Annotated in this window: 7 protein-coding genes; 1 reads left to right on the forward strand and 6 read right to left on the reverse strand. The window is 75.1% G+C overall.

The features are described 5' to 3' along the window. Positions 1-686 precede the first annotated feature (686 nt). Entirely contained in the window at positions 687-1739 is a 1053-nt protein-coding gene (locus tag ACFV8T_RS01935) for an alpha/beta hydrolase (RefSeq protein WP_385323393.1), read from the reverse strand. Positions 1740-1853: 114 nt separating this feature from the next. Between ACFV8T_RS01935 and ACFV8T_RS01940 the strand changes: the two genes are divergently transcribed. Next, a complete protein-coding gene (locus ACFV8T_RS01940; protein WP_385323395.1) occupies positions 1854-2450 on the forward strand; it encodes a TetR/AcrR family transcriptional regulator in 597 nt (198 codons plus the stop codon). A gap of 322 nt (positions 2451-2772) precedes the next feature. Here the strand turns inward: ACFV8T_RS01940 and ACFV8T_RS01945 are convergent, their stop codons facing one another. From ACFV8T_RS01945 to ACFV8T_RS01965, 5 genes are all read right to left on the reverse strand, one after another. Then, entirely contained in the window at positions 2773-4644 is a 1872-nt protein-coding gene (locus ACFV8T_RS01945; protein WP_385323397.1) for a hypothetical protein, read from the reverse strand. Beyond that, the gene (locus ACFV8T_RS01950) at positions 4641-8411 is read right to left on the reverse strand and encodes a DUF5682 family protein (RefSeq protein ID WP_385323399.1); all 3771 of its coding nucleotides are present in this window, start codon (positions 8409-8411) and stop codon (positions 4641-4643) included. The genes ACFV8T_RS01945 and ACFV8T_RS01950 overlap by 4 nt, the downstream gene beginning before the upstream one ends. After that, on the reverse strand, positions 8408-9562 hold the full coding sequence (locus ACFV8T_RS01955; protein WP_385323401.1) for an AAA family ATPase: 1155 nt from the start codon (positions 9560-9562) through the stop codon (positions 8408-8410). Before ACFV8T_RS01955 ends, ACFV8T_RS01950 begins: the two co-directional genes overlap by 4 nt. A 138-nt stretch (positions 9563-9700) precedes the next feature. After that, the gene (locus tag ACFV8T_RS01960) at positions 9701-14620 is read right to left on the reverse strand and encodes a DNA-binding protein (protein WP_385323403.1); all 4920 of its coding nucleotides are present in this window, start codon (positions 14618-14620) and stop codon (positions 9701-9703) included. Continuing rightward, positions 14617-15483 (reverse strand): DUF4132 domain-containing protein, encoded by an 867-nt coding sequence (locus tag ACFV8T_RS01965; protein WP_385323405.1) that lies wholly within the window; start codon positions 15481-15483, stop codon positions 14617-14619. Before ACFV8T_RS01965 ends, ACFV8T_RS01960 begins: the two co-directional genes overlap by 4 nt. Positions 15484-15771 lie beyond the last annotated feature (288 nt).

Genomic DNA, 15771 nt, shown 5'->3' on the forward strand with positions numbered 1-15771 from the left:
CCGTGCTCCGGCCGCGCGACGGACACCGGTGCGACGCCCTGACCGATGCCGTCCTGCGCGTTCTGCTGCGCAGCCGCGCCGACGCCTGCCAGGGCTGCACGGCTGACCCGCGCCCAGCTCCAGGCCGCGTTCGAGCGAGCGGTCGCAGGCGCTCTGGGCGTGCCGCTCGGCGTGGTCCTGCACGGTTGGGCCATCCCCGCGAGGGGCGACAGCGCGGGGCTCCGCTTCCCCGCGTCCGTCATCGCCGTCCACCACGCAACCGAACTGTTCCCGCTCGCACTCGGTGGCCTGCTCATCGCCACCCTGGGTGCGCTCCTGCCCGCCGACTGGGCCGCCAGGGCCCGAACCGCCACGGCCCTGCGCACCGAGGTAGGAGGTCGGGTTCAGAACTCGTGCCGACCGACCTGCACCGCATGGAGCGGTGCAGGTCGGTCGGCTACCGGGTGTGGCCGGGCGTACGGCCCGGACAAGCGGCGCTGTTTCATCGACATGCGGGACGAACTCGTGCGGCCCCTCTGGAATCCCGACCGGATCCCCGCGACCACCCGGACGGCACCCCGGGGGACCCATCGCTGCTGTGAACGCCGGTGCGGATCCGCGAGCGCTGTGCGTGAGCGTCTCCTCTCGGCGACGCCACGCACAGCGCTCGTGGGTTGGTGGCTTCGTGTTGCGACAGGACCGTCGGATCAGCCGATCAGGGTGTCCTTCAGCCAGGGGGCGATCACGGCCATCGCCTCGTCGAAGCGCGAGATGGCGCAGTGGCCGGTGTCGGGGATCAGTTCGACCCGCGTGTCCCGGCGGCCCTCGAACACCAAGGTGTCGTCCAGTGGGACGTGGACGTCCTCGGTGCCGTTGACCACCAGCATCGGCCCGTTGGCGCCCTGGTCCAGCAGCGGGCGCAGGTCGAAGGCCGCGAAGGCCTCCTCGCGCGCGGCCGTGCTCGGCATGGCGTCGAAGCCGAGGGCGTTGCCGACGATGCCGTCCATGCCGAAGGCGAAGCCGCGGCCCGGAGCGAAGGAGCGCTCCACCGGGCCGCCGAGCACAACGGAGGCGTCGACCGCCCCGGTCAGCCCGGTCCGGGCGGAGTAGTAGCCGCCCATCGAGATGCCGAAGTGGCCGACCTTCCCGTTGCCGATCGTGCGGGCGAAGGAGACCAGTCCGGCAATCACCTCGGCCCCGCCGTCCGGGGTCATCGGCAGGTGGGCGGTCTCGCCGGTGCCGACGATGTCGAACAGCAGCAGCCGTACCGGCAGCGCCAGCGCGAGCTGCTCCCACATGCCGTGCAGGTCGGTCTTCCAGGAGTCCACCCCGCCGCTGGCCAGCACGACCGGCGCGTCGGCGGGCAGGCCGGGGGCGGCCATCAGGTGGATCGGCAGGGTGGTTTCGCCGCCGCGGTACGGGACGGTGAGCGCGCGGCGCTCGAACTCCACCGGGAAGCCGGGGGCGGCGAGGGCGTACTGCTCGACCTGGCGGGCGAGCGCGGTGCGCTTCAGGTCGTCGGCCAGCGAGGGGAACTTGGCCCAGCCGTACGCCTGCGCGGCCAGGCGGTGGCGCCCGGCCTCGGCGTGCCGGGCGGCGAGGGCGGACCACTCGTACACCCAGCTGCCGGGCCGGTCGGGCCACATCTCGGTGACGGCGGCGCGGACCGCGTCCACCTCGTCGACGGGGAGGCCGAGGGTCATCTGCGGGTAGCGCTCGACGAACAGGTCCTGTGGGTCCAGGGGCCAGGTGAAGGACATGGTGATGCCTCCTGCTGTGCTTAAAGCCGGATCTCTTGCATTAGCGACTATGCGCCTGGGCGGCACTTAATGCAAGCCGCCCTGCGTTAAGGTGGTGGTCGAGGTGATCGACACATGACTGAGGAAGCACCGGAGCCGGTCCGCCGCCCCGGAGGCCGCGCCGCGCGCGTCCGCCAGGCCGTTCTGGCAGCCGCCATGGAGGTGCTGGCCGAGGAGGGCATCGCCCGGCTCAGCATCGCCGAGGTCGCGGCCCGTGCCGGGGTCAACGAGACCACGGTGTACCGGCGTTGGGGCAGTCGGGAGAAGCTCGCGCTGGACGCCATGCTGGTCGGCAGTGACGAGGGCATCCCCGTCCCCGACACCGGAGCCGTCCGCACCGACCTGGCCGCTTTCGCCCGCGCACTGGCCGAGTACCTGGCCACCCCGATCGGCCGCTCCGTTGCCCGGGAGGCCTCACTCAGCTCCGAGGACCCCGACCTCGCCGCGGCTTGGCACACCTTCTGGCAGTCCCGCCTCGATCAGGCCGGCGCCATCATCAGCCGGGCCGTCGAACGCGGGGAACTTCCGGCGGACACGGACGCGGCCCTGGCACTGGAACTGCTCTGCTCCCCGCTCCAGACCCGCTCCCTGCTCGGCCACCGCCCGATCGAGCCGGACCTCCCGGAGCGCTTGACGGACTTGGTACTGAACGGTCTGAAGGAGAGGGGATAAGGGCTCCCCCGCAGAGATACGCCAGCCCAGCCTGACCGGCCACCGCCACGGTCGCAGTCGCGGTCGCGGTCGCGGTCGCGGTCGCGGAGAGGGCGTCGCCCCCGCGGGCGACACCGATGCGGAACCGGGCCGTGCCGCCGAACCTTGCCGCGCCCAGGGTGTCGAACACGGGTAGCAGGGACCGGTGGTTCGGGAGCGGCTCGGTGGAGGAGTTCGCAGACAGGCTGCCACACCCGGTGGTGCGGAACGCCGGAAGGACCGGGGCCCGGGACCGCCTGAGCCCACCGGGCGGCCCCGGCGGCCCGGTGGGCTCAGCGGTAGGTCACGACCAGGACGCGGCCACCAGCGAGCGTTCCGCAGCCGCCAGGTGCACGGCCGAGGCGAGCCAGGCCCTCGCGTAGGCGTCGGCCGAGGGGTCGGTCAGGCGGCCGAAGGTGTCGCGGGGGCGGCGGCCCGCCTCCGCTGTCAGGGCCTGTGCGAGGTGGGCCGCTACGCCGAGTTCCGCCCGGGTCAGGCGGGCGGAGAGCGAGGCCGCGTCCGTCCCGCGGCCCGCCTCGGCCACGGCACGGCGACCGCCCGCGACGCCCGTCTCCAGCAGGCGCCGGACACGCCACAGCGGTGCCTCCGCCAGCGGGTCGGGGCCCGCGGTGACCGGCCCGCTGTCCGCGGATCCCGCCGTCTCGCGGGGGAAGTGCTCGCCCTGGAGCCGGTCGTAGCCCAGGTCGGCACGGCCCTTCCACGCGTCCGGCAGCCGCAGCGTGGCGGACGCCCCCGGCACCGGCCCGACGGCCAGCGACCGGAGCGTCGCCGCCCGGTCCAGGTCGGGACGGCCGAGCACACGCAGGGCGAGCCCCGGGTGTTCGGCGATCCGGCGCAGGTTGGCGGCGTGCGGCAGCTCCGGGTGGGGGTGTGCGGGGCGGAGCCGCAGCAGCGGTCCCTCACCGGTGACGCGGACGACGACAGAGTCGCCGGCCGCACCGATCACCTCGACGTCGCAGCCCAGCAGACTCGGTGCCGTCCTGCCGGGCCCGCCCGCCTCGGGCGCGCCGTCGGCGAGCACAGCGGCCATCACCTCCCGCACCGGTCGGGTGAAGAGGGCGGCGGCGGGTTCCTCGGACCAGTCCACCCCGCGCATTGGCGTCGCGCTGACCCCCCGCCCTGCCCCGAGCCGCCCGTCCGCGGAGACGGTCGCGCCGACGATCCGCAGGCCCCCGCGGGCCAGCCCGGCGTGGTCGAGGACAGCACCGCCGAGCGCCACGGACGCGGACCCCGCACCCTTCACGCGGGCGAGGCCACCGGGGCGCACGTCGGACACCGTGTAACCGGCGCCGTCCGAACCGACCAGGTGCGTGGTCACTCCGCCGTACCCCGTCGCGGACAGCACCGGCTCCCGGCACAGGCCGTACACCCGCAGGCTGCCGCCCTGTTCATAGACCCGGCGCGCGGAGCCCGCCGCCTCCGTGTCGGCCGACCCGGAGGCGAGCAGGGCGGTGCCGGCCAGCAGCTCACGGAAGGCTCCGGTGAGGTCGGCGAGACGTTGTCCCTCGCTCCGCTCCCGCGCGGCCCTCAGGCTCCGTACGACTCGCAGCGCGGCCGCTTCGGCCCGCGGCAGCCCGGCCAGCCGCGCGGTGTGGGCGGCCCGGAGCAGCTCGGCCTGCACCACGGCGCCGCCCGCCGTGACGCCGGCGGACAGGGCTTCGGCGGCGGCGTCCCACAGCGCCGTGGCGGCAAGGACCTGCGCCGCGGTGAGGGCGGCCGGCGAGACAGCCGTGGCCGCAGCGTCGGCGGCGGGGGTGTTGGGCGCGGCCTCCTCGGAGCCCGCGCCCGTGTCGGAGGCTGTGCCCGAGCCTGCGGCCTTACCCGTACCCGAGTCGTCACCCCCGCCCGCGTCGCCCTCCCCATCGGCGAGGGGTGCCGCGCCCAGGACTGCGGCCCGGTGCAGGCAGCGCGGGGCCAACAGGCAGGTGCACACGGCCTGTTCCGCGTTCGTGACCGTGCCGGACGGGCCCGGGAGCAGCGTGACCGTGGCGTCCTCGCCGAAGTGGACCTCGACCGTCCCGTCGGCCGTGGCGGACGCCTGGCCGGCGCAGCCCGAGATCGCCGAGTCGAGTTTCTTGCGCAGCCGTGCGCTGAGCTGCTCCACGGCGTCGGCGAGGACGTCGGGGGCGACGGGAGGCAGGAGTTCGGTGCTCAACGGGGTTCTCCACGGAGGTGGTCGCCCACCCAGCGGGCGAGTTCGAGCGGGCTGAGGGCGGCCACCGGCATACCGGCCGCGACGAGTTGGCGCGCCACGGACACCGAGTAGCGCGGCGTGCCGGTGTCATCGAGCGCCGCGCAGCCCAGCAGGTGGGCGCCGGAGGACGCCAGGGCACGCACCTCGCCCAGCAGCCCGCCGAGCGGTGCGCCCTCCTCGAAGTCGCTGACCACGACGACCAGCGTGCGGCTGGGCACGGTGACCAGCGAACGCGCGTGCGCGAGACCGGCCGCGATGTGCGTACCGCCGCCGACCCGGACCTCCAGCAGCAGCGACAGCGGATCCTCGACCCGGTCGGTCAGGTCGATCACCTGCGTGGAGAAGGCCAAGAAGTGCGTGGACAGGGTCGGAACCCCGCCGAGGACCGCGGCCGTCAGCGCCGACCAGATCACCGACGCCTCCATCGAGCCGGAGACATCGACGACGAGGACCAGGCGCCAGTCCGCCTCCTTGCTCGCCCGCGTGCTGAACAGCGGGCGCTCCGGTACGACGACGAGCCGGCCGTCCTCCGTCCGCCGGGTGTGGGTGAGATTGGCCCGCAGGGTACGGGCGAGGTCGAGGCGCCCGCCGGGCCGTCGGGTCGGGCGCGGGGTGGCCAGACCCGTGAGCGCCGGGCGCAGGCGGGTGGCCAGCTCCCGGGACAACTCGTCGACGAGCCGCTTCACCAGCGGACGCAGCCGGGCGAGTTGGGCCTCGGGCATGCCTCCGGCCAGGGACAGCACCGACCCGAGCAGCTCCACCGACGGGCGTACCGACGCCGGATCGAGCTGCGCGAGCACGTCGGTGCGACCCGCGTCGGCGGCTTCCGCGAGGACCTCCTCGCGTACGTCGGTGCCGAAGAGGGCCTCCAGTTCCTGCGCCCACTCCCGCGCGGTGGGGAAGGGCGGGTCCTGACCGCCGCCTTGACCTGGTGCGCCGCCGGCCAGGTCCTGGGCGCCTTCGCCGCGCCCGCGGCCGTAGAGCTCGTCCAGGGCGTGGGCATAGCGGCGCGCGTCGCAGGTGAGCCGTTCCTTGTGGCGGCCGAGCAGCAGCCGCCAGCGGTCGGCACGGCCGAGCCGTCGGTCCGCGTCGTCCGCGGCGGCGCTGTCCGCTGCGGGTGGGGGTACGGGGCGGGGATTGTCGGCGGAGTCCGAGTCCGAGTCCGGGCCCGGGTCCGTTCCTGCGTCGGCGTCCGCGCCTGGCAGGCCCAGGGCCTTCAGCGCTGCCGATCCGGCCGCGTCGGCCGCCGCCCACAGGGCGAGCAGCTCGGGCGGGGCGTCGAGTGACAGGTCGAGCCGGTCGCCGAGCCGCTCCGTCACGGTGGTGAGTAGCCTGTCGCGCGCGGCCGGGGCCAGCGTGTCGAAGCCGCCGCGCAGGGCCGGGAGCCGGTCGAGGAAGTCCTGGTCGGCCAGCGCGTCAACCCGGTCCATGAGCGCGGCGAGCGCGTCCGGCGACGCTTGGAGCAGGGGACCGGCGGCTGTGAGCAGCCCGGCAAGACGCTTCGCCAGCGCCCGGCGCGTGTCCGGAGCCGTGGCCCCGTCGATCCAGCCGGCCGTACGCTCGCCCAGCCCGGCCGCGTCGTCCAGGTCGAGCAGCACGCGTACGGCCAGGGCCGCGCCCTGGATGAGCGGGGAGCCCTCGGCCGCCAGCCCGGCGAGCGCCCGGTCCAGTCGCAGGCCCAGATGACGGGCGGCCGTCCGGTCCGCCAGCGCCACCAGCGCCCCGGCGTCGGCGCCGCTGTCGCTCCCGGCGAGGCCGGGCAGGGACCGGACCGCGGCGTCAAGGAGTTCCTCCGTGAGCGCGCCGGCCGTCGTGCGGGCGTCCTGCATCGTGTCGGGGTAGTGGCCGCGCCGCAGTCCCTCCAACAGGTCCAGGGCCTGGAGGAGCTCGGGCAGGTCGGCACTGTCGGGCAGCACGACGGAGGCCTCGTGCAGGCGTGCGTCGACCAGTTCGGGCAGGCCGCAGCGCGCGGCGGCGGTCAGCCCGGTGAGGATCTGGGCCGGGGTGGGGCCGCCCTCGGCGGCCTCGTGGCGCGCGGTCGCGGCGAGCGTACCGGCGGCGGCCTGGGCCGCGGTCACCCCGCGCACGCCCGCGAGGTCGAGGCGTGCGGGCACGGACGGCGTCCACGTCAGGCGCCACCTGGTGCCGAGCGCGGTGCCGTCGCCCGTGCTCGCCACGTCCAGGGGTTCGCCGTACGAGGCGCCGATCACCAGCAGCCGCTGGAGCAGCACTTCGCGGCGGCCGTCCAGCGGTGAACGGAGTGGGTCGAGGCGCAGGTCGCGGCGGTCGGGGTCGTCCGGTCGGGGCAGCCGCAGTTCCGCGAGTTCGGCCTCGACCGAGGGGCCGAGACCGGACCGGGGCGCGTGCGGGCTGATCCGGCCGCGTGCGGTGCCGACGAACACGGCCTCCAGCGCGCGGGCCAGGGCCCGGCCCCGGCCCAGGGGTTCGCCCTGGCCGAGGACAGTGGTGACGGCCTCCAGGAGTTCGCCGCGCCCGGGGGCGGGCAGTCCGCGCAGGGCGGCCAGGTCACAGGCCAGGCGCAGCGTCTCGGCGCCCTCGCCGGTCCCCGCGGTGTGACCGCCGCGGCGCATCTCGCGACACAGGCCGGTCACCGCGTCGGCAGCCGCCTCCCGGATCCGCTCCGGATCGCCGGCGGCGGTGAGCACCGCCTGCTGCCACAACGGGTCGCGGATTCCAGCCGGGTAGCCGGACCGGGAGTCGAGCAGGTCGAAGGAGTACGGCACGAGGGAGGTCACCGCCGAGCCCTCGGTCGCTGCGGCGCCGTCTTCCCCGGCCCTGCCGGCCGCCCAAACCCCTGCCGCGTCCGTACCGGACCCCCACGTGCGGGGCCCCGCACCGCGCGGCGCGGCCTCGGACGGGACGGCCGACCGCTCCGTAGCGCCGAAGACGCCCGCGGGCCCGGCCCCGGCCTCCGTTCCGGCATCCGCCTCCGTGGACGCGAGAAGCGCGGGCGCGTGGAAGGCGCCGATCACGGCTGCCACCCGGCGCCCGTCCGCCGAGGCAGAGGCGATCACCTGCCGCATCCGTTCCTCCCGCGCCAGGTCGGCGGCGGGTACGGCGGCGTCGGCGCGCAGGGCCCAGCCCACGCCCAGTGCGGCTCGGCGCACCGCGTCCGGGGCGCACCCCGGAGCCAGCACCTCCACCGCGCGGTCCCACAGATCGTCACCGTCCCGGCCGGTCCCGGCGGCGGCGAGCGCCTCGGCGTACGAGCGCCGCACCCGCGCCGTCCCGTCGCCGGGAGCAGGGTCAGGACTGGCGTCGGGACCGGCGTCGAGCGCACCCGTGGCCCCCAGGGGCGCATCGGCCTCGCTCCCGTCCCGCTCGCGCACCGGCCCGAGTGCCCGCGCCGACCAGCGCGGGTCACCGAGGGGAAGGTCGCAGCACACGACCTCCACCCCGCGGCTTCTGGCCCAGCGGACCGCGGCGAGTTCCGGTGAGAAGTCCGCGAACGGGTAGAACGAAAGCCGTCCTCCCTCGCCCGCCCCGGCCAGGGCGACCGGGGTGATGGTTTCGGGGTCCGCCAGGTGTTCCAGCCAGGGCTGGAAGTCGGTCGGCAGCTCGACGCAGACCACCTCGGCCCGCGCCTCTTCCAACAGGGCGGGTACCACCGCGGCCAGCGCCGGACTGTGGTGGCGCACTCCCAGCAGGTACGGCGCCCGCGACGCGGCCAGAGCGTCCACGGCCGTCCGTGGATCGGCGGTCGTCAACGCAGGCTCCCGCGCAGGTCCCAGAGCCGGCGCCACATCGCCGAGCCGTTCTCGGCGCGGCGGCGCACCGGGCCGTCCCAGTAGCCCAGCAGCCGTGCGTGGTCGGCGGGGTCGTCCTTGCGGACCACGCCGAGCAGATGTCCCGGCAGCAGGTCGAGCACGTCGTCGCCGGGCAGGTAGGCGGCCGCGACCCCCAGCGACGCCGCCACCTGGACGGCCTCGGCGGTGGACATGACCGTGCCCGGCCGCTCCACGTCCCAGCCCTCGTCGGAGCGGCCGGAGCGCAGGTCGCGGAAGACGGTGACGAGGGCGTCGAGGACGGCGTCATCGACGGCGAAGGCCGCGCCCGCCCGCTGCACGGCGGCGACAGCCTGGCGGCGTATCAGAACCGCCTCGGCGTCGGCGTCGGCGATCGGGTCGACGGTCTCGAAGTTGAAACGGCGCTTCAGCGCGGCCGACATCTCGGAGACGCCCCGGTCGCGCAGGTTGGCGGTGGCGATGACGGTGAAGCCGGGGGAGGCGCGAACGACCGCGTCCTCGGTGGAGGTCAGCTCGGGAACGCTGATCCGCCGGTCCGACAGGATGGAGACGAGGGCGTCCTGAACCTCGGGCAGACAGCGGGTGATCTCCTCGACCCGCACCACCCGTCCGGCCCGCATGGCGGCGAGGACCGGGGAGTCCACCAGGGCCTGCGGGGTGGGGCCCTGGGCGAGCAGCAGGGCGTAGTTCCAGCCGTAGCGGAACGCGTCCTCGGTGGTGCCCGCAGTGCCCTGCACCGTCAGGGCACTGGTCCCGCTGACAGCGGCCGCGAGCAGCTCCGACAGCATCGACTTGGCCGTACCGGGCTCACCGGTGAGCAGCAGCCCGCGCTCTCCGGCGAGGGTGACCACACAGCGTTCGACCAGCGCGCGCTCGCCGACGAACTTCGGGGTGATCACCAGCTTCGACGGCAGACCGGCGCGACGCCGGGGCAGGGCCGCCTCCGCGCCGTCGCTGCCGCAGACGAACGTGACCACCGCACGAGGAGTGAGCGCCCAGCCGGGCGGCCGCGGCCCGGGGTCCTGGGCGGCGAGGAAGGCGAGTTCGGCGGCGTGGCGCTCCTCGACCGGCTGGCCCTGCCGGACGGGTGCGGTCTGTTCGGTGACGGTCATGCGGGTTTCCTTCGTCATGGTTCGACAGGTGTTCATACGGGTCGGGGACCGGCGCGGCGCACCCAGGGGCGGGCGCGCCGCGCCGTGCTGACGACGGGCGGCCGGTCAGCGTCGGCTCAGGTGCCGTTCGGCGGCGCCTCAGCGGCGGCGCCTGGTACGCCGCACCTTCAGCTCCTCGAAGCGCGGGAGGTCGCCGTCGAGGATCCGCTGCCAGGCCCGGGTGAACAGCTCCGCGGCCGGTTCGACCGGCACCAGGGTGCCCAGCACCGGCCGGCCGCCCGTGGCCACCCCGTACATCGGCAGCTTCCACTGCTCGACGGGCAGGACGGGCGCCGACTGCTCCGCCCAGGCCCCCGGCAAGACCAGCGAGCGTCCCGACCGGGCCCGTACGGCCGACACCACCAGGTCGGTCTCGGCCAGTTCGGCCCGCGCCGTCTTCAGACGGGCCGGCTTCCACCCCGTCCATCGCGCGGTGTTGCGGTCCGTCGGGTCGGGCATGGCCAGCAGCATCAGGTACAGCGTCGCCGCGTCGGCGGTCAGACCGCGTGCCTCGGCGACCTCGGCCACCCGCTCGGGCACCGAACGAGACGGATCCTGCGGCCACCACAGGCCCTCGTCGTCCGCCGCGCCGGCGGCGGGCGCGCCCGGGTCGGCCAGCAGCCGTGCGAACGCCGGGTCGTGCGCCCGCCGCAGGGCCGTCTCGACCCCGGTCGGCTGCTGATCGGCGCCGCGCAGTGCCACCAGGTACGGGTCGGAGCCGGTGGAGTCCAGCAGGGCGGGCCGTATGGCCGGCTGGGGCTGGCCGTCCTGCGTGGCCATGAGCACCGCGCCGTACCGCTCGTGGTCCGGTGCCGTCTCCGTCGGGGCGCCGGCCACCTTCCGGAAGTCCGCGAGGCTCGTGTAGTGCCCAGCGGAGAGCAGCAGTTCGGGTGCCGCAAGACGCTGCCGCACGGCGGTCAGCGCACTCGGCAGCGCCGCCCGTACCGGATCTCCGGCGGGCAGCCGGTGGGCCAGCCAGGCCATCAGGCTCATCGAGCCGGCCAGCACCTCCGAGGTGAACGGCGCATCGGCGGGGGACGCCGTCGCCGGGTGATCGCCCTCGATGCGCCACGGCACGTCGACGCCGAGCTCCGGCGACGACGCCGGTTCCAGCAGCGCCGGGAGCGCCCGGTGCACGGGCCAGCCGCTGCGCGCGGCTCGCGCAGCCTCCGCCGCCAGCCAGTCGGGCACCTGCCGGCGCCGTCCCACCTTCTCGTTCCACACCGCGGTCGCCGACGCCACGTCCGGGCCCTCGCTCCACAGCCGTGCCGGGTCGTCGGGCAGGAGCGCCGCGAGCACCGCCCGGCGTACCTCGACCGGGAGCGCGCGCAGTTCGTCGCGGGCGTGTCCCGCCTCGGCCACTTTCAGCCCGAGCGCCTTGCGCAGCTCGGTCGGCAGGAAGTTGTTCTCCCAGCTGTCCACGTCGGGCATGCCCGCGAGAACGATCCGGGCCAGCGCCCGGGACACACCGGTGAGGCGGCTGAACTCGTCGGCGGCCTCCGGCAGGAAGGGCACCGCCTCACGGGACTGCGCCTCCCCGAGGAAGCCGGTCAGCCAGTCGGCGCCGCGCACCCGGTCGCCCACCGGCGCGTCACTGCTCACGGTGTAGGGGCCGGGCACCTCGAAACGGCCGCTCGGGTCGTGGAGCAGCGCGCCGAACTCCCACCCGTCGTCGACGCCGGAGTTGTGCTCGGTGATGCCGAGCACAGCACCGCCGCCCAGGGGCAGCACACTGCGGTGCGCGACGTTGCGCCGCTGGCCGTCCGGCGTGTGCAGGTGTGGCGTCGCCAGGCGGACCAGGACCCGGCGCCAGTGACCGGCCGAGGCCGCCGTCGAGGCCAGCCCCAGCGCGTCCACCCGGCCGAGGACTTCGAGCAGGGCTGCCCGGTGTGCCGGGTCGCTGCCGGGCGCGACGGCCCGGTAGGCGATTGCGGCCGGCTCGTCCAAGAGCGAGACGAACGGCAGTCCCGAGTAGGGCAGCGACGGCAGATCGAAGTGCAGCCGGCCCGGCAGCGCCGTGGCGGCGGTGTCCGCGCGCACGGACGCCAGAGTCTCCAGGTATCGGTGGGTCACGTCGGTGTCCGCGCCGTAGCGGTAGTAGCCGGTATCGACGATGCCGTGCAGCGCTTTGGCGAGCATGTGGTCGCTCGGTCCCTGGACCCGGACCTCCGTGGGCTCGGCGGCGGGGTCGAGCCGTGCGGCCACGGCGTCAAGCGCCTTCTGCTGCCGCACCGCGAAGCGCAGCACCTTCACCACGCCGGCGACCAGCTCGGGTGCCGAGACCTGCGGCAGTGCGGCGCCAACCAGCTCGGGCAGGTCCGCCACCCGCTCCGCGAGCACAGCCGCCTTCAGCAGGACGCCGGCCGACTCCGCGTCGGCGCCCCGCAGCGCCGCCGACCCCTGCGGATCACGCGCGCGCAGCATGTACAGGTACGGCAGCGGCGGCAGGGCCTGAGCCGCGGTCCCGTACAGCTCGTTGCGGTGGTCGCACTGGGCCGACGTCGTGACCGTGCCCTCCGGGTCGCTGAGCAACAGCTCGCGCCACTGCTGGGTCAGTGCCCGCGGCCGGTCGTCGCCGGGGAACGTCAGCGCGGCGACCGGCCGGTCGCCGCCCTTCGGAAGGGTGACGACCCGTCCGGTGGTGTCCTCGCCGTGGTGGCCGCCGTCGGACAGCCGCACGACACGCCAGCCGAGGAGCCCGTCCGCGGACGTCCCCTGGGCGGAACCCGCCACCGCCGGGGCGGGCCGCAGCCAGCACGAGCCAGCCGCCAACTCGGCCCCGGGGGCGTGCCGCAGCAACGCGTCGGCGAGGAAACCGGGCTGCGAGCGCCGGCCGTACGCACCGCCCACGGGGTCGTATTCGAGCCAGCCGCCCTTGGCCTCCCCGTCCCTGTCCTGCCACACCCAGTACGACATGCCGTCGGACAGCAGCGCGCGCTCCGCGGGCAGCCTCGTGTCGCCGCTGTGGAGGACCCCGCCGCCGGTGGTGCGGCCGCCGCCGGGCAGCTGCAGGCTGAGGTGATCCGAACGCATGGCCCAGGAGCCGGCGCCGGCGCCGGCGAGAGCGAACACCGTGTCGGGCGCGGTGTGCCAGTAGCCTTGCGGCTCGCCGCGACCGTACGTGCTCCAGAACACCAGCAACGCACCGTCCACGTAGTGGAAGCCCGTCCGCCACACGGACGTGGTGGGCATCCGCAGATCGTGCACGAGAACGGTGGAGTCGGCGTCGATGACGCGCACCTGCGTCGCGTTGGCCACGATCAGATACGGCCAGGCCTCGACGACCGTCAGACCCTCGGTGGTGTGGTGCCCCGGAGCCAGCTCCGCCAGCGCCTCCTCCCACGCCGGCCAGCGCAGCTCCTCCCACAGACCGCCCCGAAGCGTGCGCGCCACGGCCTCGCCGAGATCGGCACCGGCCGCGGCCGCGACCTCCTGCGGCGCGAGCGCGAGAGCCTCGGAGGGCAGCCACGAAAGCCGCTCGATCGCCTTCGGCAGTCCGGGCAGCCCGGCCGCCACCGACGAGGCGGCCACCTCGCGCATCCACTCGGTGAGCATCGGGCGGCCGCCGGGCGAGGCGGCCAGCCGCCGCATCACGTCCGCACCGGAGGACGCGCTGTTGTAGCTGTTCGCTCCGCGCCCGAAGGCGGGCCGGAAGCGCGGGTCGGCCGCCAGCGCGACCAGGTCCCGCGGCTCCTCGCCGCGGGCCCAGTCCGACAGGTTCAGGGCGCTGACGCGCTGGTGGTGGGCGGACTTCTCCTCGGGGGCGGCGACCGCGATCTCCAGCGAGAGCAGGAGGTCCAGCAGGTTCACGTCCTCGACACCGATCCGCAGGAACCGCTCGCCCTCGGGCCGCGCCGCCAGATCGACACGCAGCCGGCCGGCCGCCCGCTCGACCAGCTCCAGCAGGGCGGGCGGCGTCGGGCGCGGCCCCCAACCGCTATGCCGGGCACCGTGAAAGCGCTCCAGCCAGCCCGCCGCGCCGTCGGAGCACTGCTCCTCCTGCGGCAGGCCGGCGTCCGCGAGACCGGCGTCGGCCCCCGACTCCGCCATGACTCCCAGCCACAGCTCGGTCATATCCCCGTTGTCCCCGGGCGGGGTCATCGACAGCAGCGTGCCGCGCACGGACGGAACGCGCCGGGCCAGCGCGACCAGCGCGCCGCGGTGCGACTTCCACCAACCGGCGGCGGCCCGCAAGGTGGCCGGCAGCGGAAGGAGCTCGGCGAGGTAGTCCTGCTCCGCCTCGTTGCCGGACAGGGCCGCGGCGCGGGCGAGCCGCTTCAGCTCCACCGCGGCCTGGGCGGACGGCGCGAGACCCCCGGCGGTCCGGCGCACGCACAGCCGCCGGAACCGCTCGTACGCCTCGACGGGCGCGAGCCGGGCCGACAGGTCCTTGCCGTAACCGGTCAGGACCTTCACCGGCAGCGCGCCGGCCAGGGCGAACTCCAGGAACAGAGCGTCGAGCCGGTCCTCGTCGACCGTCAGCCCGTGCTGCGCCTCGCTCGTGCGGGCACGGCCGAACAGCTGGCCGGCGTACGTGCTGTTCTCGACGCCGAGGAAGACCCGCGCGGCCTGCTCGTAGAAGACGGGCAGGAAGTGCGGGACGGCCGCGGCGAGCCGCCCGGCCAGCTCGTGGCAGGCGTCCAGGGCGGCCTTGGGCTTGGTCTTGGCCTGCCGGGCCAGCCGGTCCAGCTCCGGCACGACCGCCAGGGCGTGGTGCCCGTCCTCGGGGTGGTGCACCAGCACCCACTCGGGAAAGCCGAGTTCCTGGCGCCGACCGAGACCGACCACGGCCGGCTCGCCCTGCGGCTCGAGTCCGAGGAAGCCGGCGGCGAGGTCCTCGGCGGGGCCCAGTTCGGCCGCGGCCAGCCGCACGACGACCCGATCCTCGCCGAACACCGCGTGGCGATAGGCCCGCGCGGTCAGCTCGACCGCTGAGGGGCCCGCACCCCGTGCGTCGGCCGGGAGGACCGCGCCTGCCGCGAGCAGCTCCTTGTTGTCGTTCCCAACCGTCCCGCTCACGCGTCCCCACCCTCTTCGATCGTGCGGCCGGCGTACAGCGCAGCGGCCATGCGCATCCCCTCGGACCAGGCCACCGGCCCGACCTCGGTCAGCCGCACCGCGCGGCCGTCCTCGTCGTGCCAGCTCAGCCCGCCGGTCTCCGACTCCCCGTCCCAGTACGGCTCGCCGATCCATACCGACGCCTCCGTGCTGCGGCCCCCATCACGTACTTTGCACGTGGCGTAGCCACCGGACACCCGGTAGCCGAGGCCTGTGGCGCGCGCCGCGAGACCGAACCGCGAGGCGAACTTCCCGCCCGCGTAGTCCCGTACCTCCGTCGCCGTCTCCGGACGCCCGGCATCCGGCCCGTCCGGCCTGGTCCAGGTCGCCCGGTGGATCTGCTCCACCTTCTGGGTGATGCCGAGGTCGGCCGCGAAGTCCCGTACGTCGTCCAGGTCCGGCAGGAGCACGGGGTGGGGAAGCGTCACCGTGCGCGGCGACAGCCGCACGGTCTCACCGTCGAGGTCGACCACCTTGAGCTCCCCGTCGCCGGTGACGTCCCGGAGGAAGCCGACCTCGTCCGGATCGTCGCCCACGACGGCCATGTCACGCAGCGCTGCCTGCCATACCTCGTCCGGCCACACCCGCGCGATCAGCTCGGTCGGAACCGGAAGCGACGACACCATCCAGGCATCCACCTGAGCCACGCACGAGGCCGCGTGCCGGTCCAGCCACTCGGCCAGCTGCCTCAGCCCGTCGACCTCTGGACTGTCGCGCAACGCCTTCGGCAGCGCCTTCAACTGCCGCCCCCCGACTCGCCGTGCGACCACACGCCCGTCCTCAAGGGTGATCTCGTACCCCTCACCCGCTGCCAGCCACGCCATCAGCCGTGCCCCTCCGCCTGTCCATCAGATGTCAGCGCAGCCCGAACCAAGGGCCACGAAGCCCCTGAACTGCGATATGAGGGGGAGACTAACGAGGGCCACTGACAACGCAGGTTGGTCCGCGGTGCCCTCTCGACGGCCTGGCAGGGATCTCGGTGCAGCCGGGGACGGTAGGCGTCGCACCCGATGGCGGGGGGCGGGGCGGCCGACGGAACGTCAGCAGAGCGCTGTCCGGCCGCGAGCAGGACGTCGGCCGAGTGGTGCCTCCGTACGGCGGGCCGGCCTCGC

Source organism: Streptomyces sp. NPDC059832, from assembly GCF_042731715.1.
Taxonomy (GTDB): domain Bacteria; phylum Actinomycetota; class Actinomycetes; order Streptomycetales; family Streptomycetaceae; genus Streptomyces.

What these genes read in the sequence shown, in the direction of transcription:
- ACFV8T_RS01935 (WP_385323393.1), bottom strand. Translation starts at nt 1,739, where the DNA reads ATGTCCTTCACCTGGCCCCTGGACCCACAGGACCTGTTCGTCGAGCGC.
- ACFV8T_RS01940 (WP_385323395.1), top strand. Translation starts at nt 1,854, where the DNA reads ATGACTGAGGAAGCACCGGAGCCGGTCCGCCGCCCCGGAGGCCGCGCC.
- ACFV8T_RS01955 (WP_385323401.1), bottom strand. Translation starts at nt 9,562, where the DNA reads ATGACCGTCACCGAACAGACCGCACCCGTCCGGCAGGGCCAGCCGGTC.
- ACFV8T_RS01965 (WP_385323405.1), bottom strand. Translation starts at nt 15,483, where the DNA reads ATGGCGTGGCTGGCAGCGGGTGAGGGGTACGAGATCACCCTTGAGGAC.